The organism is Alloacidobacterium sp. (genome assembly GCF_035631355.1).
In the GTDB taxonomy this organism is placed as follows: Bacteria; Acidobacteriota; Terriglobia; order Terriglobales; family Acidobacteriaceae; genus Alloacidobacterium.
In genome coordinates this window covers 1-24403 of sequence record NZ_DASQIX010000048.1, presented here as the reverse complement: position 1 = coordinate 24403, position 24403 = coordinate 1, and the positions used below count along the sequence as shown (strand labels likewise).

22 protein-coding genes are annotated in these 24403 nt (G+C 55.8%); 12 read left to right on the top strand and 10 right to left on the bottom strand.

Annotated features, from left to right (window positions below; all coding sequences use genetic code 11):
- Positions 1-8: 8 nt before the first annotated feature.
- The 3 genes from VEV40_RS08380 to VEV40_RS08370 are packed head-to-tail and all read right to left on the bottom strand — an operon-like array spanning position 9 to position 2858.
- Positions 9-245: a hypothetical protein gene (locus tag VEV40_RS08380; RefSeq protein WP_324831553.1), complete on the bottom strand. Its 237-nt coding sequence runs from the start codon at positions 243-245 to the stop codon at positions 9-11.
- A 19-nt stretch (positions 246-264) separates the two neighbouring features.
- A complete protein-coding gene (locus VEV40_RS08375; RefSeq protein ID WP_324831551.1) occupies positions 265-579 on the bottom strand; it encodes a DUF1360 domain-containing protein in 315 nt (104 codons plus the stop codon).
- A gap of 8 nt (positions 580-587) precedes the next feature.
- Entirely contained in the window at positions 588-2858 is a 2271-nt protein-coding gene (locus VEV40_RS08370) for a hypothetical protein (protein ID WP_324831549.1), read from the bottom strand.
- Positions 2859-3109: 251 nt separating this feature from the next.
- On the opposite strand from VEV40_RS08370, the gene VEV40_RS08365 reads away from it, so the two are divergent.
- The 7 genes from VEV40_RS08365 (at position 3110) to VEV40_RS08335 (ending at position 9465) form a co-directional block, all read left to right on the top strand.
- The gene (locus tag VEV40_RS08365; protein WP_324831548.1) at positions 3110-4207 is read left to right on the top strand and encodes a sugar kinase; all 1098 of its coding nucleotides are present in this window, start codon (positions 3110-3112) and stop codon (positions 4205-4207) included.
- A gap of 13 nt (positions 4208-4220) precedes the next feature.
- The gene (locus VEV40_RS08360) at positions 4221-4865 is read left to right on the top strand and encodes a bifunctional 4-hydroxy-2-oxoglutarate aldolase/2-dehydro-3-deoxy-phosphogluconate aldolase (RefSeq protein WP_324831547.1); all 645 of its coding nucleotides are present in this window, start codon (positions 4221-4223) and stop codon (positions 4863-4865) included.
- 148 nt (positions 4866-5013) lie between these two features.
- Positions 5014-5778, top strand: coding sequence for a 2-dehydro-3-deoxy-D-gluconate 5-dehydrogenase KduD (kduD, locus tag VEV40_RS08355; RefSeq protein ID WP_324831546.1), 765 nt, complete (start codon positions 5014-5016; stop codon positions 5776-5778).
- 9 nt (positions 5779-5787) lie between these two features.
- Positions 5788-6147: a cupin domain-containing protein gene (locus VEV40_RS08350; protein WP_324831544.1), complete on the top strand. Its 360-nt coding sequence runs from the start codon at positions 5788-5790 to the stop codon at positions 6145-6147.
- The gene (locus VEV40_RS08345; RefSeq protein WP_324831542.1) at positions 6144-7235 is read left to right on the top strand and encodes an alginate lyase family protein; all 1092 of its coding nucleotides are present in this window, start codon (positions 6144-6146) and stop codon (positions 7233-7235) included. Before VEV40_RS08350 ends, VEV40_RS08345 begins: the two co-directional genes overlap by 4 nt.
- Entirely contained in the window at positions 7232-8089 is an 858-nt protein-coding gene (locus tag VEV40_RS08340; RefSeq protein WP_324831540.1) for an IclR family transcriptional regulator, read from the top strand. The genes VEV40_RS08345 and VEV40_RS08340 overlap by 4 nt, the downstream gene beginning before the upstream one ends.
- Before the next feature lie 23 nt (positions 8090-8112).
- Entirely contained in the window at positions 8113-9465 is a 1353-nt protein-coding gene (locus VEV40_RS08335; RefSeq protein WP_324831538.1) for an alpha-L-fucosidase, read from the top strand.
- A 165-nt stretch (positions 9466-9630) separates the two neighbouring features.
- On the opposite strand, the gene VEV40_RS08330 is transcribed toward VEV40_RS08335, so the two are convergent.
- The 4 genes from VEV40_RS08330 to VEV40_RS08315 all read right to left on the bottom strand — a co-directional run bounded on the left by VEV40_RS08330 (position 9631) and on the right by VEV40_RS08315 (position 13828).
- Positions 9631-10104 carry a hypothetical protein gene (locus tag VEV40_RS08330; protein ID WP_324831536.1) on the bottom strand — a complete coding sequence of 158 codons (474 nt, stop codon included), beginning with the start codon at positions 10102-10104 and terminating at the stop codon, positions 9631-9633.
- Between the two features lie 14 nt (positions 10105-10118).
- Complete coding sequence (kduI, locus tag VEV40_RS08325; RefSeq protein WP_324831534.1) at positions 10119-10949, bottom strand: 5-dehydro-4-deoxy-D-glucuronate isomerase; 831 nt, start codon at positions 10947-10949, stop codon at positions 10119-10121.
- Between the two features lie 40 nt (positions 10950-10989).
- Positions 10990-12867 carry a glycoside hydrolase family 88 protein gene (locus VEV40_RS08320; protein WP_324831533.1) on the bottom strand — a complete coding sequence of 626 codons (1878 nt, stop codon included), beginning with the start codon at positions 12865-12867 and terminating at the stop codon, positions 10990-10992.
- Between the two features lie 205 nt (positions 12868-13072).
- A complete protein-coding gene (locus VEV40_RS08315; RefSeq protein ID WP_324831531.1) occupies positions 13073-13828 on the bottom strand; it encodes a FadR/GntR family transcriptional regulator in 756 nt (251 codons plus the stop codon).
- A gap of 274 nt (positions 13829-14102) precedes the next feature.
- Here VEV40_RS08315 and VEV40_RS08310 point away from each other — a divergent pair, with 274 nt between their 5' ends.
- The 3 genes from VEV40_RS08310 to VEV40_RS08300 all read left to right on the top strand — a co-directional run bounded on the left by VEV40_RS08310 (position 14103) and on the right by VEV40_RS08300 (position 19299).
- The gene (locus VEV40_RS08310; protein WP_324831529.1) at positions 14103-17600 is read left to right on the top strand and encodes a TonB-dependent receptor; all 3498 of its coding nucleotides are present in this window, start codon (positions 14103-14105) and stop codon (positions 17598-17600) included.
- 214 nt (positions 17601-17814) lie between these two features.
- Positions 17815-18777: a sugar phosphate isomerase/epimerase family protein gene (locus VEV40_RS08305; RefSeq protein ID WP_324831527.1), complete on the top strand. Its 963-nt coding sequence runs from the start codon at positions 17815-17817 to the stop codon at positions 18775-18777.
- A 216-nt stretch (positions 18778-18993) separates the two neighbouring features.
- Complete coding sequence (locus VEV40_RS08300) at positions 18994-19299, top strand: GIY-YIG nuclease family protein (RefSeq protein WP_324831525.1); 306 nt, start codon at positions 18994-18996, stop codon at positions 19297-19299.
- Positions 19300-19416: 117 nt separating this feature from the next.
- Here the strand turns inward: VEV40_RS08300 and VEV40_RS08295 are convergent, their stop codons facing one another.
- The 3 genes from VEV40_RS08295 to VEV40_RS08285 are packed head-to-tail and all read right to left on the bottom strand — an operon-like array spanning position 19417 to position 22287.
- Positions 19417-20808 carry an NAD(P)(+) transhydrogenase (Re/Si-specific) subunit beta gene (locus tag VEV40_RS08295; RefSeq protein WP_324831523.1) on the bottom strand — a complete coding sequence of 464 codons (1392 nt, stop codon included), beginning with the start codon at positions 20806-20808 and terminating at the stop codon, positions 19417-19419.
- On the bottom strand, positions 20805-21101 hold the full coding sequence (locus VEV40_RS08290) for an NAD(P) transhydrogenase subunit alpha (RefSeq protein WP_324831521.1): 297 nt from the start codon (positions 21099-21101) through the stop codon (positions 20805-20807). Before VEV40_RS08290 ends, VEV40_RS08295 begins: the two co-directional genes overlap by 4 nt.
- Before the next feature lie 25 nt (positions 21102-21126).
- Positions 21127-22287 (bottom strand): Re/Si-specific NAD(P)(+) transhydrogenase subunit alpha, encoded by a 1161-nt coding sequence (locus tag VEV40_RS08285; RefSeq protein WP_324831519.1) that lies wholly within the window; start codon positions 22285-22287, stop codon positions 21127-21129.
- Between the two features lie 168 nt (positions 22288-22455).
- Between VEV40_RS08285 and VEV40_RS08280 the strand changes: the two genes are divergently transcribed.
- Entirely contained in the window at positions 22456-23805 is a 1350-nt protein-coding gene (locus VEV40_RS08280; RefSeq protein WP_324831517.1) for a TolC family protein, read from the top strand.
- Between the two features lie 5 nt (positions 23806-23810).
- Positions 23811-24403, top strand: a 593-nt coding sequence (locus VEV40_RS08275) for a biotin/lipoyl-binding protein (protein WP_324831516.1), incomplete at its 3' end; no start/stop codon positions are given.

The following is a 24403-nucleotide window of genomic DNA, read 5'->3' as shown; positions in this document are numbered from 1 at the left end:
TCGCAGAGTCAGACCTGTTGAAAGTATCCGCTCTTAATCAGAGCCGCAGCATCGCGGCCGTCGACCCGCAGCGTGCTTGCCGTGCCATTGAACTGATAGTGTCTGCCCGTTACTGGCCCGCGCACCAGTATTGCCGATGCGTGCTTGAAGCGGACATTCACGGATGAATCTTGGTAATGCGCAGATGGCTCGCCCGTAGCTTTACCCTGAACAAGGGCCGCCCGCTGTTGACCACAACATGCCATGAAAAACTCCTGTCGATTTCTACACGTCCCCTGGAGGCTCAAAAATCAAAGGCTCCTTGACAAACTTATTCGCCAAAGACGCCGCTCCCGACAGCGCCAGCCAGACGACAAATCTGTCCAGCATTCCGTTCACCACATAGAACGTAAACGGAATGCTGATCCAGACGCTGAGGCAATAAAAACAGTCCATCAGCTTACCCCATTTAGTGGTTCCGAGTTTACGGCGCACTTTCACAATCACATCCCAGGGGCCATCATCAGCAGCGAGCAGATGCGATAACCGCCATACGGCGAGCGCTGCCATCACAAACCGAAACCACAAATCGGCCTTCATTTCGATAGTTATGTCCCAATGTCGTTGATGATGTTAATGGCGAACAGAATCGGGCCCGTGCTGTGGTTGTCACCACCGTCGCCCACCCATGTTGTATCGCCAACGACCAACTCAATTACATAAGCGCAGCGGCATCCGCGTGGCAACTGCCACGGGTTAGTCGCCACACAGGGATTGTTCGGATCAGGCGGTGGTCCGCCGTCCAGCGCTGTGACAATATCCCACGACGCCAGCAGTGCAGCCTGCGCCAAGGTTGGAGGGGCTGCCTGCCACAGATTCGGCACACGCACCGTTGGTGCCGTGCCCGCAGGCGCGCCGTTGGGTGTGTAGTCCGAGGCAAGGAAGGACCGCATCGATCCGCCGTTCTTCTGGTAGCTCAACGAATACGATCCGAAGTTATCGTTCGGAAGCTGCTGCGTCGCCGTGACGTCGATGGGATAATCCCACGCAATGCCAAGAACTTGTGCGGTAGTCCCGACGTAGTCTTTCAGATGCAAATCGCCGCAGCCCACTACATTGCCGATCTGCGTGATAGCGCCGACGGTGGGATAGTTGTCGATCCAGACGGCAATCTGGTCCTCGCCGGCTGCCGAAACAGGAGTAAGCAATGGAAGAGGTCCTTCATCCACTTCAAGAAAGATCACATACCGTCCGCTCGCACCGCTTGCCCACTTCAAGTTCGAGCTGATTTTCGGCACCGAGGAGTGTGGTGGGAAGAGGCACGGTTCCGCCGTCCATTGGGCAACAATATCGCCATTAAGAATGATGTTGGGTGTTACCGGGCCAGGAAAGCATCCCGAAGACCACGGATGTGCCGGAGTATTGTCGTAGATTACCGGAGCAATCAGAGGATTGCCGCCGAGCGCCGTCGGGCTTGGCGTCGGCGAAGGCAAAGGAATTGCCCCAGGGGCTGGGCCGAACTCTGCCAGTTGATACTGCGTCATCTCATTGCCGCAGCCGAAAGCATAGGCGCTGCCGGTGATGCTGATGCTGCCGCCAACAGACTGCTCGAATGCAGGATTGGAGACATTCTGCACCATTTTGATGATCGAAGGGCTGCCGTTGAATGGGTCCTGACCAACTGTTGCAGCGACCGTCGCAACAGCCGTTATCTGGATCGCATTGATCGCCAGATTGAAGACGGCGCTGACCGGAAGATGCAGTCCACCGCTGCCATACACGTCGAGATAAACGGTGACTGTCGTCGTGGCCGGAGGCAGCAGATCAACATCGAGATACCCAAGCACTCCACTGTTGACGGGCGTGCTCGAAGAAGGATTTATCGGCGGACGCGAGCAGTCCGGATATACAACCGCAGTATTGATGATGGGGCCGCCGACGCTGTAGCTGAGTGTGTAGTTCGTGAAAGCGCCACCCGCGGCCGTTCCGTCGATCTCAATGCCGGCAAGGCTGCAAACCGCAACGAACGTCAGAGATGAGCAGGCAGGAGGCGTGTCGATAATGGCGATCAGCGGCTCAAAGCAGCGTCGCAGCTGCAGGAAGAATTCCTCCAGGCAGCGGAGGGCTTCAATAAGCGTCTTCGCGCGTCCCAAGCAGCAGCCAAACTCGAGCGCCGCCACGCAATAGCAGCAGCAGTTGCGCGCAAGCGCACCCACGCCGACCTGCTCAAAGCTCTTGCCAAACAAAGCGCGCGAGACTTCCGGTGTGCAGAGTCGTTGAAAAACTGAAGCCGCGGCATTGTTGTCCACAGTGCAGTCGATCTGCCCGGCAATAATTTCCTTGGGAATATCGATCGGATACTCAAGGTCTTTTACTTGATCTTTGATCGTTGGTGCGTAGACGACGGCAAGAATCTTGACCAGAGTGCTGAAGTCGCGCTGCTCATCAATGGTCGGCGGCGTATTTACGGGCTCTCCCAGCGCCTGCCGCACGCAGCGCCAGTATTGATACAGGTAATAGGCAAATCCGCGGAACGTGCGCGGACCACGGCAAACCAGCCAGCCGAAAATCAGGCAGCACAGGATGCGCCGGTAACACCACTGCCATTGATCAGGATTGCCGAGGACCTGACGGCCTTCCTCCGGCAGTACGCGCATGGCCACGTCCGGCGTAAAGAAACGCTCGAATAATGCGACAGCAGTGTCGATTTCGTCATTGCAGGTTGGTGGATGCGCCTGCGCTTCTTTGATCAGCGTCGCGGCAGACGAGGCTAGCCCCAGTTCTCTTTCGAGAATGGGGCGGTAGGCGGCAAGAAAAGTGTTGAGGACAGCTTGGAAGTCCTGATTTTGCGCAAGGGTAGGATCTTTGATGTCAGACATGGGGACCGGCTCCTTTCGTGCATGCGTCGTTTGAAGGAGAACGCCCGCTGCAGTTCACCCCATAGTGGCGGGCCCTGCATGGCCGTTACAGGAAAGTTGCGAGGGGCCCGGAAGCGGCGTGAAGCGAACCAGAACTGGCCGGTTTTGGGATGCTAGTTGACAGCCGCCCATACCGCCAGTTATTTCTTCGCAAAATAATTCGAGGAACTACGTACCGCTATGCGGTATTACCCTGTTCATAAGGAAACTCAATGCAGCCAATAGCTTTAAAGGCAGAAACCTGTCGATGGGACAGCGTGAGCCTGGGCGAGATTATGCTGCGCCTCGACCCAGGCGAGGGACGCATCCATACGGCGAGGCAGTTCACCGCATGGGAAGGCGGCGGCGAATACAATGTCGCCCGCGGCCTGCGCCGCTGCTTTGGACTGCGGACCGCAGTCGTGACTGCGTTTGCAGACAACCCAGTTGGCCGTCTCGTCGAGGACTTCATCCTGCAGGGCGGTGTGGACACGTCTCTTATTCGCTGGGTCAAGTACGACGGTGTAGGACGCACAGTCCGCAATGGGCTGAATTTTACTGAGCGCGGCTACGGAGTACGCGCCGCTGTCGGCTGCTCAGACCGCGGCCATACAGCCATCTCGCAAGTCAAACGCGGAGACTTCAACTGGGGTGAGATCTTCGGTCCGCAGAACGGATCACGATGGTTTCATACGGGTGGAATCTTCGCCGCGCTCTCGGAGACAACACCCGAGGTTGCCATCAAAGCGATGGATACAGCGCGGAGGTTCGGGACCATCATTTCCTACGACCTCAACTACCGCGAATCGTTATGGAGGGCCATCGGCGGCAAGGCCGAAGCGCAGGGAGTAAATCAGGAACTCGTCCGCAAAGTCGATCTGCTCCTCGGCAATGAAGAAGATTTCTCCGCGATGTTGGGGATCGAGCTCGAAGGCGTTACCGAAGACTTCGACGAGTTGCCCATTCCCAGCTATGAAAAGATGCTGCGCGATGTAGCCAGGGCTTATCCCAACCTGAAGATGATCGCCACCACTTTACGCACCGCGCACACGGCAAGCCGCAACGCCTGGGGAGCGATCGCACTCTACCAGGACGAAATTGTCCACGTTCCTCAAATCGAGATCGACATTCTGGACCGCGTGGGCGGCGGCGACTCATTTGCGTCCGGGTTGATCTACGGAATCCTCGCCGGTAAACCGATAGACTGGGCTGTCCGCTGCGGCGTGGCTCACGGAGCACTCGCCATGACCACCCCCGGCGATACCAGCATGGCCACACTCGCGGAAGTAGAACGCGTCATGAAGGGCGGATCGGCGCGCATCGCGCGGTAAGAACAGGAGAGAAATGTCAGCAGAAATCAAAGCAGAGTTGGAGCGTGTTGGACTGGTGCCTGTTTTGCGGGCGCCATCAGAGAAATTAGGGCATGCCCTCGTAGAAGCAATGATCGCGGGAGGTGTGACCGTCGTAGAAGTCACCATGACCGTTCCCGGCGCGATCGATCTGCTGCGTGCACTAAAGCAGAAATACGGCAAACAATTGCTGCTGGGTTCCGGCACCGTCACGACTGCTGCTCAGGCGACAGCAACGATTGAAGCAGGAGCTGAGTTTGTTGTCAGCCCGAGCCTGCATCCTGAAGTCATCGCCAAAACGAAAGAGTTGGGCAAAGTCTCCATTCCCGGCGCGCTCACCCCGACAGAAGTCATCACTGCGTGGAATGCCGGAGCAGACTACGTCAAAGTATTTCCGTGTTCAGCCGTTGGCGGCGCGAGCTATCTCAAAGCACTGCTCGCCCCGTTTCCTGAACTGCAATTGATTCCCACTGGCGGGGTCACGCAGCAGACCGCTTCCGACTTTTTAAAGGCAGGCGCACGCGCGCTTGGTGTTGGCTCAGATCTTGTTAATGCGAAGGCCATCGCGGATGGTAAGCCGGAAGTAGTCACAAATGCTGCGCGGGCCTATCTGGAAATCATTCGCCAGGCCCGTAGTTAGCTCGTACCGGAGAACGGTACGATATCCCGAAAAATCGCCCGGGTCGAGGTTCAGCTAATTGACAACTGTTTCTCCCGGCAAAAACAATGCGTAACTGAAGGTGCGCTGAACAGAACGGCGTACCGCACAGCGAACAGATAAATTTTCAATGGGAATCCTGGACCGCTTCAGTCTCGAAGGAAAAACAGCACTGGTAACAGGCGCAGCCACCGGATTGGGTGCAGCCATCGCTATAGCCATCGCCGAGGCCGGAGCCGCCGTAGCTTGTCATGGCAATCGCCGCCCCGCTGACGCAACAGCGGAAAAAATTAGAGCAACAGGAAAGCGTTCACAAAGTTTTGCGGCCGATCTAAGCCATGCCGAGGGGCCGGAGAAGCTTTTCCGCGCCGTCACTGAGGCCATGGGCGCCCCTGACATTCTGGTCAACAACGCCGGAATGATCTACCGCAACTCTGCTGAAGCATATGAGTCCGACGCATGGGCTACTGTGCTGCAGGTGAACCTGACCAGCGTCTTCCTTCTCTCGCAGCTTGCCGGAACAGAAATGCTCAAATGCAGACGCGGAAAGATCATCAACATCGCGTCTCTGCTTTCGTTTCAAGGAGGCATTCGCGTGCCTGCCTACGCTGCCTCCAAGGGCGGAGTCGCACAGCTTACAAAAGCCCTGGCGAATGAATGGGCGGGACGCGGAGTGCAGGTCAATGCCATCGCGCCAGGATATTTCCGAACTGAGAATACATCCGCGCTCCAAAAGGATGAAACACGCAATCGACAAATCCTTGAACGAATCCCGGCACAACGCTGGGGCGAGCCTGAAGATTTAACCGGAGCCGCGGTCTTTCTTTCTTCATCGGCTAGCGATTATGTGAATGGTGAAATCCTCGTCGTCGATGGCGGCTGGATGGCGCGTTGAGGAACCGAGATGAGCGAAATTACAGAGGCGCGTCTTGAGGACGTGACACCGATTAACCCCGAACCTGGGCTGAAACGTCAGGTGCTGACCTATAACAAAAACCTGATGCTTGTCCGTCACTTGATGCAGAAAGGATGGCAGGGCGCCCGGCATAGCCATCCACACGACCAGTTGGTCTACATCATCAAAGGGCTTCTTCGGTTCACAGGCGGCCAGAATACCTTCGAAGCGAAAACCGGGGACAGCTTCATAGTCCCCGGCGGCATCGAGCATCAGGCATCCGCCCTCGAAGACTCCGAAGTCCTCGATGTCTTCAATCCCTATCGCGAGGACTATGTGCACGCACAGAGTCAGGAGCGCAGGCCATGAGGCTCGCAGCAATCCCTTCGATGATTTCGGCACTTTGTCTGGTATCTGTGCTTCCTCTTCATGCCGAAAACAAACTGCGTTCTCCCTGGGATGGCCATACCGTAAAGCTCACTGATGCGCCCTACGCATGTCCCGCGATTGTTCACCTCTCCCCAGACCTGACCACAAGCGGCTTCTATTCCGACAGCAAGTCGTCCATCATCGACCCCGAAAAATGGAAAGCTTATGCAGCAACCTCCGGTCCATACAAAGACCTCGGAAACCGAGTCGTAGATGCCGCGGACGCCTATCAAACGACCGGCAGCCGCGCCGCCGTAGAATGCGCTCTGCAGCACATGGATGTAGCCGCGAAAGATGGCGTCTTCACCGGAAAAATGTCATCGAACCAGGCCTACTACGTTCAGGGATGGGTCATAGGCGCGGTCGCCATCGCATATCTCAAAGTGCGCGACAGTGGATTAGTCCCAGCCGCCCAGAAAAAGGAGATTCTTCCATGGATCGAAGAAGTAGTCTCGCAAAGCCAGGACTATTTTGAAGCGCACAAAGCGAAGTCCGCAGGCGACGCGCAGAACAATCACCTTTACTGGGCTGGCGTCGAAGTAGCAGCCGCCGGCATCGCAGACGACCATAAACTTTTCGATTGGGGTCTCGAGACCTATAAAGCCGGCATATCACAGATACAGCCCGATGGCTCGCTGCCGCAGGAAATGCGCCGTGGCCAGCGGGCCTTGCACTACCACCTATATGCACTGGCTCCTCTCGTATATCTGGCGGAATTCGGCGAAGAGAATGGATTGCATTCCTGGGCTGAACACGACTACGCCATCAAGAAGCTGGCCGACCTTTGTATCGAAGGACTCGATGGTAACAGATTCTTAGTAAAGGCTACGGGCATGCCGCAGGACACGCCGAACGGCCCGCCGGCCGCCGAGCAGATCAGTTGGGCAAAGATTTATCTCGCCCGTTTCCCCAATCCACAACTCGAAAAGCTTCTGGAGCAGGCGAAGTCGATGAGCTACATGTATTTGGGTGGACTGCCGCCCAATCTCTCGCATGGCGGACATATCGCCAATGGAGGAGCGTTATGAATACCGTAATTGTCCCGCAACATGAAATGGAATCCGGTAAACACTCCGACCCCTACCAGTTGCAAAGCATCGATAGAGTCGTTGCGCTACTCGACATGCTGAGTGAGAGTGACGTCCCGCTTAGCCTCGCCGACATCTGCGCGCGCATGGGCCTGCATAAAAGCACAGCGCACAGGTCGCTCATCGTGCTCGAACGCACATCGATGATTGAGCGCACTTCGGAAGGCCGATTCCGGCTCGGCTTAAAACTCTACGAACTGGGCAACAGAGCCGTCGAGCAGATCGACCTGCGCGACCGCGTGCAGCCTTTCTTCCGCCGCCTTGCGATGGAAGTGGGCGAAACCGTACATCTCAGTGTTCTGCAGCGGACGAAGGTTGTCTACCTCGACAAAGTCGAACCGAACCGCCGGGTTTGCATGACTTCAAAATCCGGCACATCGAATCCCGTCTATTGCACCTCTATGGGCAAAGCCATGCTGGCTTTTCTACCAGAGGATCTGCGCGAAGAGGTCATCAGCAAAGTCAAGTTCACCCGGTTCACTCCAAAGACACTGTGTTCGCGTGAGGCCCTGATGAAATCGCTGGACCGCGTAAGGAAGCGCGGATTCGCTATCGACGACGAAGAGATCGAAGTGGGCGTCCGTTGCGTTGGCGCGCCCATCTTTGATGAGAACCGCTATCCCATTGCCGCCGTCAGCGTCTCCGGACCGGCCTCGCGAATCACCGTGCAAAGCGTTCCCGGCATCGCTGAAAAATTGATTCGCTGCTGCAACGAGATCTCCCGCACGCTGGGCATTCATGACAGACGGCGTTCAAGATACAGTTCGCCGCTATTCCATCATTACGGCAACTAACAACATCCGTGAGGGACTAAAGAATGGCTCATTCGATTTCACGCCGCGACATGTTGAAAGGCACAGGGGCATCGCTGGCCGCGTTAGGCATCGACAACGCAATGGTTCATCCCACTATTGCACAGGAAACCACCTCCACCGAAGCCACTGATAAAACTCAGGAAGCCACTCGCGCGCAACGCATGCAATGGTGGCACGCTGCCAAATTCGGCATGTTTATACACTTCGGCGTCTATAGCACTATCGAACGACATGAGTGGGTTATGGAAAACGAAGCCTGGCCCATCGGCCCTTACACGCAGCACGCAGCTATTTTCAAGCCTGCTCTCAATTGCCCTCGCGCTTGGGCGAAGCTGGCGAAGCAAGCTGGCATGAAATACATGGTGCTTACCACCAAACATCATGAAGGCTTCTGCAACTTTGATACGAAACTGACGAGCTACTGTGCGCCAAAGCAAGGACCAGGACGTGACATTGTTCACGAATACGTCGAAGCAGCCCGTGCCGAAGGGATGCATGTGGGCTTCTACTACTCACTGATGGACTGGCACCATCCTGATGGTGCGCGCTGCGCAACCGACGAAACAGCGCGCCGCAGGTTCGTGGACTACACCCACCGACTGATCCGCGAGATTCTGACCAACTACGGCAAGATCGACGTTCTCTGGTACGACGTGGCATGGCCCCTCGACGCCGCTGGCTGGGAATCGGAAAAGATGAACCAGATGGTCTTCCAGTTGCAGCCCGAGATCATCGTGAACAACCGCAACAAACTGCAAGGCGATTTCTCCACTCCCGAACAGCATATCGTCGCCGAGGCAAACGGACGCGCGTGGGAAGCATGCATGACGTTGAACGACAGTTGGGGCTACCAGCGCGCTGACGACAACTGGAAGTCGTCCAAGACGATTGTTCGCAACCTGATTCAATGCGCGCGCGATGGCGGCAATTATCTTCTGAACATCGGGCCCAAACCCGATGGCTCTATTCCAGAAGAATCAGTGAAGGTCCTGACCGAAGTTGGCCGCTGGATGGACGTTAATGGCGACTCGATCTACAAGTCTGATCTCTGCCAGGTTCGCCGCTCAAACTACGCAAGCTTCACGCGAACAGGGAACACACTTTACATGCACGTCCACTTCTGGCCCGGCGAGTATATGGCTATCAGTGGACTTAAAGCCAAGGTCAATTCAGCCCGCCTGCTGAAGATAGGTACAGAGGTCAAATTCACGCAGGATGAGTTTCAAACAAAGTTCACCGGCCTGCCCGAGAAAGCGCCTGATTATCCAGTAACAACGATTGCCATCGAATGCGATTCCGAGCCGACACAGGACACAGATTTTGTACGGAAAAACAAACCGCGCGATGGCGTGTAGGTTGCGAGTGTATCTTTGGTGATTCAGGGAAAGATGGTCGCCTTTCCCTCTGCGAGACTTCTGCGTTCTCCGCGTCCTCAGCGGTCAAAAATGTTTTCCATGCTTCAGGATGAGACTTATTTAACTGTCCAAAAATTTGGCCAAATAATTCAGTCTGAAGGAGAATTATTCCCTTACCTTTACCACAATCGTACTGAACAGCACGCCTTCAGGAATCTTGAGTTGATGCGGAGTTCCGGCTGGAATATTCACGACATCTCCAGCGGCAATTTCCTGCACATGCCCGTCCTGAATACCTGAGCCTTTGGTCTCTCCATCCGGACTCGTCTTCGCGTCGATAATACTTCCACCAGTCGTCAGCGTTGCATGACCCTGCTTGACAACAAAGATATCGTCATAATGCCCGTGAATTTCAGCGCCGCCGCTGGTCGTGCGAACAGATAGCTGTATTTTGTGGCTGCCGTAATCGCCCAGCGTCGCTCCACCGCTGCCGGAGGCTTGGGATTTCGAGACGAGATCGGTTAATTGCTTTTGGACATCCTGCGCCGGAAAATAGTCGGCCCTTTTGCCACTGGTTTGCGAATAAGCCGCAATGCTGAAAAACGATAAGGCACAAAACACAAGAAGTATTTTTTGCATGACCATCTCCTTCACTATTGCAATCCCTCAATCGGAACCGCATCCATGTCAGCGTAGTCCTGGTTCTCACCCCCCATGCCCCAGCAGAAACTGTATGCCGAGGTTCCAGCGCCGGCGTGGATCGACCATCCCGGCGACACCGCCACATCATGGTTCCGCATCACAATGTGCCGCGTTGCATCGCCTGGCCCCATCAGGTGAAAAACACGCGCCTCCGGCGCGAGGTTGAAGTACATGTAAATCTCCGAGCGCCGCATGTGAGTATGGGGCGGCATCGTGTTCCACACGCAGCCCGAATGCAAATGCGTGACACCCATCACCAGTTGGCAGCTTTTCGTGCCATCAAGGAATATGTACTTGTAGATCGTTCGCTTGTTTGCCGTCTCAATCGATCCAAGTTCTGCGGGTTTCGCATCTTCTTTTCGGACGAGAGTTGTTGGATGGCTCGCGTGGGCCAGATAACTCAACAGATAAAAAATCGCAGGCCGACTAGGGTCTTCCGAAGCAAATGTGATCTTCGGATTGCCGCGCCCAATGTAAAGACAGTCAAGATTGTTCAACGTATGGGGGCTGTCTCCGACCGTGATGCTGCCTTTCCCCCCAATGTTTAATACGCCGAGTTCACGTCGCTCGGTAAAATAAGCCGCCCTCAGTACTTCATCGCTTTGCAGAGTCAACGGCTGGGCCAGCGGCGCAGCCATCCCGACAATCGCGCGATCAAGATCGACATACTCCATCTGAATTCCGCCGGGCTGGTGCAAGGAAGCAATCAGGAACGACTCCCGCAGCTCTGATGTTGTCATGCGTGAATATCGGATCGGGTCGGCGAGCAAACGCGTTTTCATAAATGTGTTTTAAGTTCCTTCAGGGCCGTGCAAAGGGAAATCAATGTTTCGCCGGAAGTTGTTCCAGCAGCCAGCGGACATATTCGCTGCCGCCAGCGAGATTGTTATACGGCGCAGGTAGCTTTCTTCCGTCTGTGTACTCGTTGTAAAGCCAGGGATCGACGAAGCCGACCACCTTGCCTTTGCCGTACTGCGCTTCAGCGAGCAGAACGTCGCCCTTATTCATCCATATAGCTTTTGCAGGTTCTTTCGGCGTGATTGTGCAAATTTCTTTCATGTAAAGGACATGAGGGGAGTGGAAGACAGGGATATTGCTATTCACGTCGATGCGCCCCATATCAAATTTGTTCCCCTCGACCGCATTGCGCAGCACGCTGTTAAAGTGCGTGCCAAACTTCTCCGCCAGGATGTTGAGGTGCTCGATGTCCGCGTGGCTGGGGTCATTTTCCATGATGACGAGCATGCCGCCCTGCTTCACCCATCCCGCAATCTTCGCCGCCGAATCCTCATCCATGTAATGCGGGTTCTTGTTCCAGTTCGGATTGTCCGGAGAAACAATGAGATAAATCTGCGTCTTGCTGAGGTTCTGCACAGTCGGCGCTTCGTAGAGGGTGTCTGTTTTCAACCCATATTCACGCAGTAAATGGCCGAAGAGTGAATAGCCGCTGTTGCTGTAATCGTCCCATTTGTAATGATAGGAAACCATCTGCCCAGCGGCATTCTTGCGCGTCTGGCTGTTGAACCAGGCGTCGAGCAGGATCGTCTTCCCGCGCCCCAGCGTAGCAGTCTGCGCGGCTTCCATCTCCGTGCTCGCCATCAGAAAAGCGCCCACGCCTTTAGGATCGTTGTCTACGACCGGCTGGCTTACATAGTAGGAATAGCTCCCGTCATGGACTGCATCAGTGCCAAGCCCAACAGCCTGCACCGTGCCCGTAAGCGTAACCTCGCCGTCCGGATCTACTTTGACGAAGTGCTTCAGAATCCCTTGATAGGAACGCGACGCATTTGTAGAGTAAGTCGCAGGAAGATAGCCAAGCCGTACACCTTTAGCAAACGCATAAGTAAACATGCAGGCTGCCGACGACTCAAAGTAATTGCCCTTCGCGCCCGGCTTGTCCACCACCTCATACCAGAGTCCGCTGTCCTTGTCCTGATACTTTGCAACCGCTGCAGCAAGCCTCTGCAGGATGCCCAGAAGCTTCTCCCGTCCTGGATCATCTGCGCTGTAATAAGGCAGTGTATCTACGAGGGCCATCATGTACCAGCCCATACCCCGCGCCCAGAAGTTCGGTGACATCCCCGTCGTCTTGTTCGCCCAGATCTGCTTCTTTGACTCGTCCCAGCCGTGATATAGAAGTCCCGTCTTCGGATCGCGCGAATGCTGCTCCATCAGCACAAACTGCTTCGTAATGTCTGCAAAATCCTGCGGCTCATGGAATGTAACAGCATATTGCGCATAAAAAGGCTCGGCCATATAGAGGCCATCGAGCCACATCTGCTGCGGATAGCGCTGCTTGTGCCAGAAGCCCCCGTCTGAAGTGCGCAGGTGCATCGCCAGTTGCTGCCGAAGCAGAGTCGCCGCCTTGTAGTACTTCGCGTCCTGAGTCACTCCATAAAGCAGAAGTACCTCGCGCCCCAGCGCCAGATCATCCAACCGGTTGTCTTCTGCTTTGTAAGTCGGAATAGAGCCATCTTCGTTGATAAAAGGGTCGAGGGAGGCCTTGATATAGCTGTAATAGGTGCCGTTTCCTGTGTGATACCACGTGTCATTCATGCCCTGCAGAAGGACGCCAAGCTCATAGTTCCACGCCCATGGCTTTTCGCCTGAGAGAAAGTTGCCCTTCGGCCAGCGCTTGACGGTCGAATCAGCCATGCGCTGCGACCACGGCAGATCGTCCGCCTTTGCGCGAAGCGTCACGCCGCAAAGAAGCAGAAACAGGCACAAAAACGCGCAGTGTAAACGATCCTTGTTCCTGAAGCGCAGGAGAACCGAATTAGAGTGCTTTAGCAGCAGAAATGGTGCAGCCACAAGAATGATGTATCAAATGCGAATAGCTTGTGTCTGCAATCCTCTGCAATTCTGTCCCGCTGTCGGGGACATTCGCATACTGTTGCACGAATTGCTATATCTGGGGCGCTTTGCCGGAGATAACAGCGACACTATTCTTCGTCAGAACCGTCTCGACACTTTTAAGATGGCGGCGCATCGCGGCGCGCGCGCCTACGGGATCGTGCGTGGCCAGCGCGGCAAAGATCGCCTTATGCTCAGCCAGCGCCAGTTCCTGATTGGCAATCAGCCCGGTAAGCTCACTCATCTTGTAAAACATGGGCGAGAACATGCCTTGCCACAAGTTGGAAACCAGCTCGGCAAGCACGCTGTTTCCCGACATGTTCGCAATCAGCACATGAAATTTCTGGTCGGCGGCGCGGCTGTGCTCTCCCGCCAGTACCATCGCTTCCATTTCCTGGACAGTCGCCTCGACTGCGGCCAGGCCGTCCGGCGTAACCCGCATGGCTGCTTCTGACGCAACCTCGCCTTCAATCAACAGTCGCGCATGCAGAAGCTCAAACGGCCCCGGCCCCGCATCGAGCATTGGCGGCAGAAGTTTGCCGCGATGGCAGATGTACGTCCCGGATCCGGTGCGAATTTCCACAAACCCGGCAATTTCCAGAGCAACCAGCGCCTCCCGGACCGTCGGCCGGCTTACTCCAAGCTGGTGCGCCAGGTCTTTTTCCGCCGGCAGGCGATCTCCAGCTGTGAGCTTCCCGTTTTCAATCTGCCGCCGGATGCGTTCCGCCACCTGCTGATAAAGGCGCTTGTTAATGATTGGATCCAGCATCGTGCCGTCCATTTTCAACTCTCCGTTGCCAAAAGCCACTCTTGCTCTCCCATCTGCGGCAAAATGAAGTCAGGTTACCCTCTAGCTACCTGACAGGTTTACGGACACTAATTGCAAAGTTAAGAACTATAGACGTAAATCCGGGAGAACAGTTCTCAAGAATCTGCCTTACAGCTTGACAAGTATTGCATCAAGATAATACTGTTCGCCCTGCCTTAAAAAAAATGATTTTTCCGTTCTGTCCGGACAAAGTTGGGGAGATGCTCATCGGATTCCGGGAAAACGATGGTTCAACATTTGTGAGGAGGACAGGATGCTCTGGAAGCGTCACCACCAACGACGGATACGTGTCGCTATCGACCGTCACGCGAAAACATCCCTAAAATCAATCAGAATTCTCAGTCTGGCAATACTCTTCGCCTGTCTGGCTGGTGGAACATGGCTGACAGGCCGCGCGCAGGCCGTTTCCGCAACGCTGCTTGGCAACGTGAGCGATAAAACCGGCGCCAGCCTCCCGAACTCAAAAGTCACCATCGTGGAACTGGCAACCGGATCGACCCATCAGACGATCACGAATGAAAGCGGCAACTACACCTTTCCCGATCTGACGCCGGGAGCCTACTCCGTCACCGCAGAAGCTTCTGGTTTCAAGAAAGAGAGCCGCCCCACTGTTGACGTCATCGTGAACACGTCAACGCGCGTTGACTTGGATCTTGAGCCTGGAAGCGCAACCGAAACAATCACGGTCACTGACGTAACTCCGATTCTCCAGACCGACCGCGCCGATGTGAGTACGAAGCTCGAAGCCCAGCACATTGAAGACATGCCCCTGACAGTGAACCGCAACTTCCAAGGCCTGCTCAATCTGGTGCCCGGCACGTCGCCCGCAACCTTCCAGCACTCGCAGTTCTTCAACGCGCAAAGCTCGCTGCAAACCCAGGTGAACGGCCTCCCACGCCAGGGCAACAGCTACCAGATTGAAGGCATCGACGACGACGAGCGCACCGGCTTGTTGCAGATCATGATCCCTCCAGCCGATGCAATCCAAACGGTCGATGTCTCGACCAACAACTTTGAAGCTGAACTGGGACGCGCAACCGGAGCGGTGACCAACGTGACTTTGAAATCCGGATCGAATGGTTTCCACGGCTCGGTCGAGGAGTATTTGCAGAATAGCGCCTTCGATGCGCGCTCCTACTTCAACAAGAGTGTCGGCCACGTCGCATACAACTACTTCGGCGGCAATTTCAGTGGGCCCATCATCAGGAACAGGCTGTTCTTCTACGGAGATTATTTCCATACTTCCGATCACGAAGCGAATTCCAACACTCTGACGATTCCTTTTCAGCAGTACTACACGCCGAACGCAGCTGGAAATATCGACCTCAGCCCATTGCTCAAGAGCAACGGTACGGGGCAGATTTACGATCCCGACACCACGGTCATCACCACGGTGAACGGCAAAACAGTTGTTACACGCACGCCTTTCCCCAACAACCAGATTCCCGCGAATCGCGTAAATCCTGTATCAACCGCCTTGATGGGGTTGCTACCCGCGCCGAACCAGAATCTGACCAGCGTCTCTTCACCTTCGAATAACTATTTCGCTGCCCTGCCCTTCCAGAAATCCGCGAACACCTACGATGCCAAGATTGATTGGCAAATTACACAGAAAGACCATCTGAGTGGCCGCTACAGCTACCAGAGCACTACTACGTTCCAGGCGCCAGTCTTCGGATCAAAGGGCGGTGGCCCCGCGCAGGGCGGGTTCCAGGGAACAGGTAAGCAGAATGCATACAGTATCGGTGGAAATTATGACCGCGCCTTTTCGTCCACACTCCTGACCGAAGCGCGCTTAGGCGTTGCCCACTACCGCAGCGATGCTCAACCCAGCGACTACGGCTCGAACGATGCCGAAGAGATTGGCATCCCCGGCGTCAACATCAGCCAGTTCACCAGCGGCCAGGTCGGAATCTTCCTGGGCGATTTCAGCAGCAATCCATTGATCGGGTATTCCGCCTCAGTGCCGTGGATACGCGGAGAAGCCAACATCGACTTTGTGAATCATTGGACGAAGATCGTCGGCAATCACACGTTCAAATTTGGTGCCGATCTGCGTCGCATTCGCGACGATCTTCTCCAGGACCAGACGTTCAGTCCCCGTGGAGCAATCACATTCAGCGAAGGCCAAACCTCTCAGACAGGGGCGCAGACCAACATCGCCAATGAAATGGCGAGCTTCTTGCTCGATCTGCCCAGCCAGGTGGGCCGTGATCTGAACACTTATTTTCCGGCTTATCGCCAGTGGTGGTTCTTCGCCTTTGGTGGAGACAAGTGGCAGGTTTCACCCAAACTGACAGTCGACCTAGGCTTGCGCTGGGAGTTCTATCCACCAGCGGTGCCGAAAAATTCAGGCGGATTCTCCAACTACGATCCGACGACGAACAACCTTGTCATTGCCGGAGTCGGTGGGAACCCATCGAACCTCGGAATGGAAACCCGGTATACCTATTTCGCTCCACGTACCGGCTTTGCCTATCGTGTCAGTGACATGACCGTGCTGCGTGGCGGATTCGGCATCAGCTACACGCCCTTCCCCGACAACACTTATGCGTATAACTATCCGGTGCGCGCTAACAACAGCTATCAGCCTACCGGTGTCGCCAGTTCATTTACTCCGGCAGTGCTCGGCAATGGCCAGACAGCAACCTTTCAGGCTGGCTTTCCGGCGCCCGTTCCCATCGACATCCCATCGAACGGAATCATCAGCGCCAGCACCCCCGTGCTCCTCAATCAGGTCTATACCGTCATCCCCAAGAACTTTAAAAACCCCTATGTCGAATCCTGGAACTTGGCCATTCAACAAGCTCTGCCTGCTCAGTTGTCGTTACAGATGAGCTATGTGGCAAACCATGGAGTAGACATTGCAGCGCAGCAGAATATTAATCTTGCGCCGGCACTAGGTTTGGGAGCTGCAGGATTACCCGAAAATATCGCGTTCAAACGGACAGCGGCCACAAATCAATTCTTCCTCGGATTTTCCTCCAACTATCAGTCCTTGCAAGCGCAGTTGACCCGGCGCTTTACCAACGGTCTCGCACTGACTTCAGCCTTCACCTGGGGTAAGGGACTTGGCTATCAGAACGACGATGATGGCGGTCTCACCTTCTGGCTCGACCAGCGCCACAACTATGCTCCGAACGACTTCGACCGCAGATTGAATTACGAGCAGACCTTTACGTATGAATTGCCGTTTGGTCCCGGCAAACCCTGGCTCCAGCACGGCGTTGTGTCGAGTGTTCTGGGTGGATGGAAGCTCTCCGGTCTCATCTCCGTGGTGTCAGGTTCGCCTTTCACGATCACTGCGAATGGCAATTCCATCAACACCTCCGGACAACAGCAGACAGCCAACCTGTCGAAACCTTTCCATGTCCTCCACGGAATAGGCTCTGGGCACAATTGGTTTGATCCAACAAGCTTCTCCCAGCCCATCGGTTGCACCGGTACGCCATGCCCAATCCAATATGGCGTAACCATGGGCAATACGGGACGCAACCAGTTCTATGGTCCCGGTTATATCCAGGACAACTTCTCCGCCTTTAAGTCATTCCGTATCCGGGAAACGGTCAGCCTTGAAACCCGCTGCGATGCTTTCCAATTGAGCAACACACCGCAGTTCTCTAATCCCAGCAATTCAATCACAAGCACCACTTTCGGGCAGGTAACCAGTACTCTTGGCAGCGGTGCAGGTGCAGTCAATGCCATCGGCGGCGGGCGCGCACTGCAGTTATCAGGAACCCTTCGATTCTGAAGTGCCTGCGGTATAAGCGCGGGTTTAGAGGCTGAAGTAAAGTCTTCAACCCGCGCACCAGATCGAGAATAAAAAGAGGCTTCCGACCAAGAGCAGTTCATAGACACCTCTGTGTCCTCTGCGATGAAAAAAAGTCCCTCCACCGGAGGGACCAGAACAAGGCCGTATGATCTTCAACTATGATGGATTTTCACAATTCCTGGAGGTATGTTGGATGTCCGCATCGCGACGTGAATTTCTGCTGGGAATGGCAGCCGCAGGCATGACAGCAAGTCTTCCGTCATTCGCAGCGGGTAACAGTTGCCCATTTCGTTTGTCCGTTATCAACGACGAGATCACGCAGGACTTCGACCGTGCCTGCCAGATCGCCTCTCAGGACTTCGGCCTGAGCTGGATCGAACTGCGCGGCATGTGGAACAAGAACATCACCGATCTGGATGCGAAACAGATCGCCGACGCGCAGCAAATCCTCGCGAAATACAAGCTCCACGTCACCGATATCGCCAGCCCGCTCTTCAAAGTCGATTGGCCCGGCGCGCCACTCTCCAAACACAGTCCAAGCCACGACCAGTTTCACGCCGACTTCGACTTCAAGCAACAGGACAAGCTGCTTGACCATTGCATCGAGTTGGCAAAAGCCTTTCAAACCGATCGCATCCGCTGCTTCGACTTCTGGCGCCTGGACGACCAGAAGCCGTATCGCGCTGCCATCAACGACAAACTGCGCGAGGCCGCGGAAAAATGCGCCAAGCACAATCTCATTCTGCTGCTCGAAAACGAAATGGCCTGTAACACAGCAACCGGCGAAGAGGCCGTAGAAGTACTCAAGGCGGTCCCCAATAAAAACTTCATGCTGAATTGGGACCCCGGCAATGCCGCCACCTTCCCCGACATCACGCCATATCCCAACGGTTACAACCTGCTCCCGAAAGAGCGCATCGGCCACTGCCACTGCAAAGACGTAAAGCGTCAGCCCGGCGGAAAGTACGAATGGGCTCCGGTAGGCGCAGGTGTTGTCGACTGGGTAGGTCAGTTCCAGGCTCTAAAGCGCGACGGCTACCACTACGCTGTAAGCCTTGAAACGCACTGGCGTGGCGCCGGCACGCCTGAAGCCTCCACCCGCATCAGCATGAAAGGCCTGAAAGACACATTGACCAAAGCCGGCATCAACTGTTGATCATCATCATCTAACGATGTCATCATCCTGAGCGAACCCTGAACGCAGTGAAGTGGAAGTCGAAGGACCTGCGGTTACTTTCGTCAGCAACTTCATTTGGTAAAGGTCAACCTGAAAGCTAATAACGGGCTATGGGAAATATCCTCTGACCAATGCACGAAATCTTCTACTACACCTACATAATGGCCAGCCGCACCCCATGCGCTTTACATCGGGGTGACAAATGACTTGGAGCGGCGTGTATTCGAGCATAGGGAGGGCAAGACTCCGAGCTTCGCTGCCCATTACCACTGCAATCGTTTGGTGTGCTTCGAACGATATGTTTCCGCAGGCAGCGCCATTGCTCGCGAAAAGCAACTGAAAGGGTGGAGACGGGCGAAGAAGCTCTCTTTGATCGAGCGCGAAAACCCGACATGGATCGATTTGAGCGAAGGCTGGGGCAAAAGCTTCGTAAAAGAAAACGCAGGTCCTTCGACTCCGCTGCGCACCGCTCAGGATGACATCGAGCTATGCAAAACGTAGATGTTATAGCAAACTCATACTTGGCCTGATTCGAAGAAGGGTCATCCCGACCGAAGTCATTGCATAGCAATGACGTAGTGGAGGGACCTGCGGTTCACAGACTCACGCCAGGTGCCTTCACCCTCCAGCCGTAACCGCATTCAACTCCTTAACAATCCCCGAGACAAAACTCTTCGCATCACCAAAGAGCATCAAAGTCTTGTCCAGATAATAAAGATCGTTATCAATACCGGCGAAACCCGGGTTCATGCTGCGCTTGATGACCATGATCGTCTGCGCCTCATAGACGTTCAGGATCGGCATGCCCGATATCGGGCTGTCCTTCTCACGGGCCGCCGGATTGACGACATCGTTTGCACCGATGACCAGCGCAACATCTGTCCGCGGAAATTCCGGATTGATTTCATCCATCTCGATCAGCTTGTCATACGGGACATCAGCTTCCGCCAGCAGGACATTCATATGTCCGGGCATACGCCCCGCGACTGGATGAATGGCGAAACTAACCTCAATGCCGCGTTTTGTCAGGATGTCATGTAGTTCACGCAGCTTGTGCTGCGCCTGGGCAACGGCCATGCCGTATCCGGGAACGATGACCACCTTGCGCGCGGCGTCGAGAATCTCCGCCGCCTCCTCAGCGGACGCAGACCGCACAGGGCGCGCCACACTCTCTTTCACGCTGACCTGCACTGTGCCGAACGCGCCGAAGAGCACATTCGTAAAGGACCGGTTCATGGCGCGGCACATGATGACGGACAGAATGAATCCGGAAGAGCCGTCAAGCGCGCCGGCCACGATCAACACTTTGCTGTTCAGCACAAATCCCAGCAGCGCCGCCGAAAATCCCGCATAAGAGTTCAATAGCGAGATCACGGTCGGCATGTCCGCGCCGCCAATCGGCGTCACCAGCATCACGCCAAACACCAGCGCCACAATCACCATGACCGGGAACAACACCGCATGTTGGGGATGGACCACCAGCGCGACCGCCAATACAACGGCCGCGCCAAGCACCGAAAGGCTGACAATATTTTGTCCCTTATAAACAATCGGACGCTGTGGCAAAAGTTCCTGCAACTTGCCTGCAGCGATCAGGCTGCCGGTGAATGTCAGCGAGCCGATGATTACTTCCATCCCGATCTCGCCCATCTCAAACCGGCTTATATGCCCAAGCCCCACATAATATTCCGCAATGCCGATCATTGCCGCCGACAGAGCGCCAAACGCGTGACTTAAAGCTGTCCGTTGCGGGACCGCCGTAATCTTCACCATGCCAAGTGGAATGCCGATTCCTGCGCCGATAATGAGCGCGATGACAATCCACTTGTAAGCGACCAGTTCCGGGTTGTTGAGCGTCGCTATGACCGCCAGGGCAGCCGCGATCTCTCCGGCCAGCACGCCTCTCCGCGCGCTCACCGGTGAGCTCAACCACTTGAGCGCCAGTATGAATAGCACAACCGCTACGATGTAAGCGAAGTCGAGATACTGCTGAAGGGCCGCTGGGTTCATGATTTCTTGGCCCTGCCGGTTTTGAACATGCGGATCATGCGGTCGGTGATGAAAAATCCGCCCACCATGTTGCTGAAGGAAGCAGCTACCGCAATCGCACCCAGCGTAGTGCTCAGCGCCGTTTCATGCCTTCCCGTGATGATGATCGCCGCTACCACCACGATGGCGTCGAGGGCGTTGGTCAGCGACATCAGCGGCGTATGCAAAAGGGGCGATACTCGCTTGATGAGCTCAAACCCGACAAACCCCGCCAGTATGAACACATAAAGATTCGAAATAAAATCCGCCGGCATTCTTTTCTCCTAAGTTCTGGACCGCTTAACCCGCCACAGCCGCCAACTCGGCAACACGCGGATGCACCACTTTGCCCTGGTGTGTGACCAGCGACTCACGGATGATCTCATCCTCAAGATTCACTGTGATATTTCCATCCCGCAACAGCAGTTTTGCGACAGCAGTTATATTCGCCGAAAGCATCTGGCTGGCATGATGCGGAACCAGGGAAGGAATATTGACCGGGCCTAGAATGGTCACGCCTTGATGCACGACAGTCTCGCCGGCTCGGGTAAGCTCGCAGTTGCCGCCGCGCTCCGCGGCAATGTCAACAATCACCGAACCGGCGGGCATGGCAGAAACCATTTCCGCAGTAATTAGAATCGGCGACTTGCGTCCCGGCACCGCAGCCGTGGTAATTACCACATCCTGTTCGCGCAGCACTTCGGTCAGCAGTTCGCGCTGGCGGCAGTAGAACTCCTCATCCATCGCCTTGGCATAGCCGCCCTTGTCTTCTGAAGACTTTGCATCTACGTCGAGCATGACGAACTTTGCGCCAACGCTCTCCACCTGCTCCTTCACCGCCGGACGCACATCATAAGCGCAGACCACCGCCCCCAGACGCCGCGCCGTCGCAATCACCTGCAAGCCGGCAACGCCCGCGCCCAGCACAAAGACTCTGGCCGGGGTCAGCGTGCCAGCCGCCGTCATCAGCAGCGGAAACATTTTAGGCAGTTGGCTCGCGCCCATCAGAACGGCGCGATACCCTGAAATGGTCGCCATCGATGAAAGCGCGTCCATGCTCTGCGCACGCGTAATACGGGGGATTAACTCCAGCGCAAGCAACGAGGCGCCAGCCGCCGCCAGTTGCGAACACTCCTGTAAGGATGTAAGAGGTTCGCAGAAGCCAATCAATATCTGTCCCGGACGCAGCAAATCGAGGTCAGAGCGCCCAGCTTCGGGGTTCGCGCCCAGACAGCGCACCTGCGCTATGATGTCGGCTTCACGGAATACATCTTCGCGGCTGCCGATGCGCGCCCCGCGCGCGACATACATCTCATCAGGAAAACCAGAGGCAGCGCCCGCCGATTGTTCAATAATGACCTCAAGACCAGCTTTTTTCAGCGCCTCACATTGGCGGGGAATAAGGGCGACGCGCCGTTCTTGAGGAAAGGTTTCCAGCAGAGTTCCGAGGGTCCCAGGCAATCCCACCTCCTCTGGCAGTCCAAGCTATTCATTTCAGCAGTTATTGGCAAGCGATTTTGAAGTGCTGCATCATCAAACTTTCAGGCATTAAACATGGGCTGAAGAGGCTATGCAGGAAAAAACCCCATTCATCCCCAATTAAGGTTTACTTCCTACGCTGGAGGTGTAATGTCCTCTCGAACCACAAAGATACGCGCCAGCCTCTGCCTATTGGCAATGGTGGCCGCACTCTCTAAAATGCATGCGCAGACACAGCAGCCGGCAGGTATCGTCAATATCACTTTGGACGAAGCCATTCACCGCGCGCAGGCCAATGAACCCGCATTCGCCGCAAGCGTGGCTGAAAGCAGGGCAGCCGGTATCGACCGCTCCATCGCGCGCGCCGCCTTGCTGCCGAACGCCGTCTATCACAATCAGTACCTGTATACGCAGCCGAATGGCGAGCAAAACCAGGCAGGTCAGGGCGTCGGATCGCAGCCCTCCCCACGCTTCATCGCAAACAATGCCGTGCGCGAATACGCCAGCCAGGCACTGGTGAATGAAACCCTCGGCCTCGCCGGAGCCGCTGAAATAAAGCACGCTGACGCGGCTGCGGCCTTCGCTGAAGCCCAGCTTGAAGTGGCGCGCAGGGGGCTGGTCGAGACCATCGTCAATCTTTACTATGGCGCACTGGCGGCGGACCGGAAACTCGCCGTTGCCAAACGAGCCGCTGCGGAGGCCGACGCATTCGTCGATCTGACGCAAAAGCGGGAAACCGCCCGCGAAGCCGCGCATGCCGATGTCATCAAAGCCCAGCTTGAGCAGCAGCAGCGCCATCGCGATCTGGGCGACGCAACTATCGCCGCTGAAAGAGCAAAGCTCGAACTCGCTGTGCTCCTCTTTCCCGATCCGCGTACTCCATACACTTTGCAGACAAGCCAGACCATTCCGGAAGTTCCCACGCGCACCGCAGTCGAAGCAGCCGCAAACAGCAACAACCCTGACCTGAGAAGCGCCCTCGCTGCCCTCAAGCAGAGCGACGCCGAAGTGCTCGCCGCGCGCGCCGCATATCTGCCCGACCTGGGGCTGAATGTCACCTACGGCATCGACGCCCCGCAATTCGCGGTGAACGGGCCGGACGGAGTAAAGAACCTGGGCTACTCCGCGAGCGTTACGCTCGATATCCCTGTCTGGGACTGGCTCTCAACCCAGCACAAAGTCAAGCAGAGCGAGATTCGCCGCGACGCCATCCGCGTGGCCCTTACCGCTGCGCAGAGAAGGCTCATCGCCAACCTTGAAGAAGCATATAGCGAGGCAACAACGGCGCACGATCAACTGGCATCGCTTGACCAGAGCACCCAGATAGCCGCCGAGAGTCTGCGCCTCACCAAGCTGCGATACACCGGCGGCGAGGCCACCGTGCTCGAAGTGGTGGATGCACAGAACTCCCTCACTCTTGCAGAAAACGCGCGCGAAGACGGGGCCGTGCGCTATGCAACCGCGCTTGCCAATCTTCAGACATTGACGGGAACATTGTGAGACCTATGACGGAAAGAAAGTATCGAACCGGAGCCGCCATCGCATTGCTTGTTCTCACGATGGGCTGCTCAAAGAAAGAGAACGCGCCCGAAGTGCAGGTCGAAGTCCAGGCTGCGCATCCCACGCAGGGGCCGATCGCCGCCCACATCACCGCTGATGCTGTGCTGTCTCCACTGGCACAGGCCGCCATCGCGCCGAAAATCACTGCGCCGGTCACGAAGTTCTATGTGCAGCGCGGCGCGCATGTAAAGGCTGGCGAATTGCTGGCAACACTCGAAAACCGCGACCTTGCCGCAGCCGCCCTCGACAATGAAGGCAGCTACACAGCAGCAAAGGCGGCTTACGAAACATCAACCCGCGCGCAAGTCCCGGAAGATTATCAGAAGGCCGAGCTTGATTTCGCGCAGGCCAAAGCGAACCTCGATCTCAATCAGAGCATTGTAAACAGCCGCAAGCAGCTTTTTGCGGAAGGTGCGATCCCAGGCCGCGATCTCGATACGGCGATGGCTGCATTGGTGCAGGCCCAGGCCGCGTTCGATACGGCAAATAAGCACCTCGAATCCATGAAGGCCGTCAGCCACGAGGCTGCGCTCAAAGA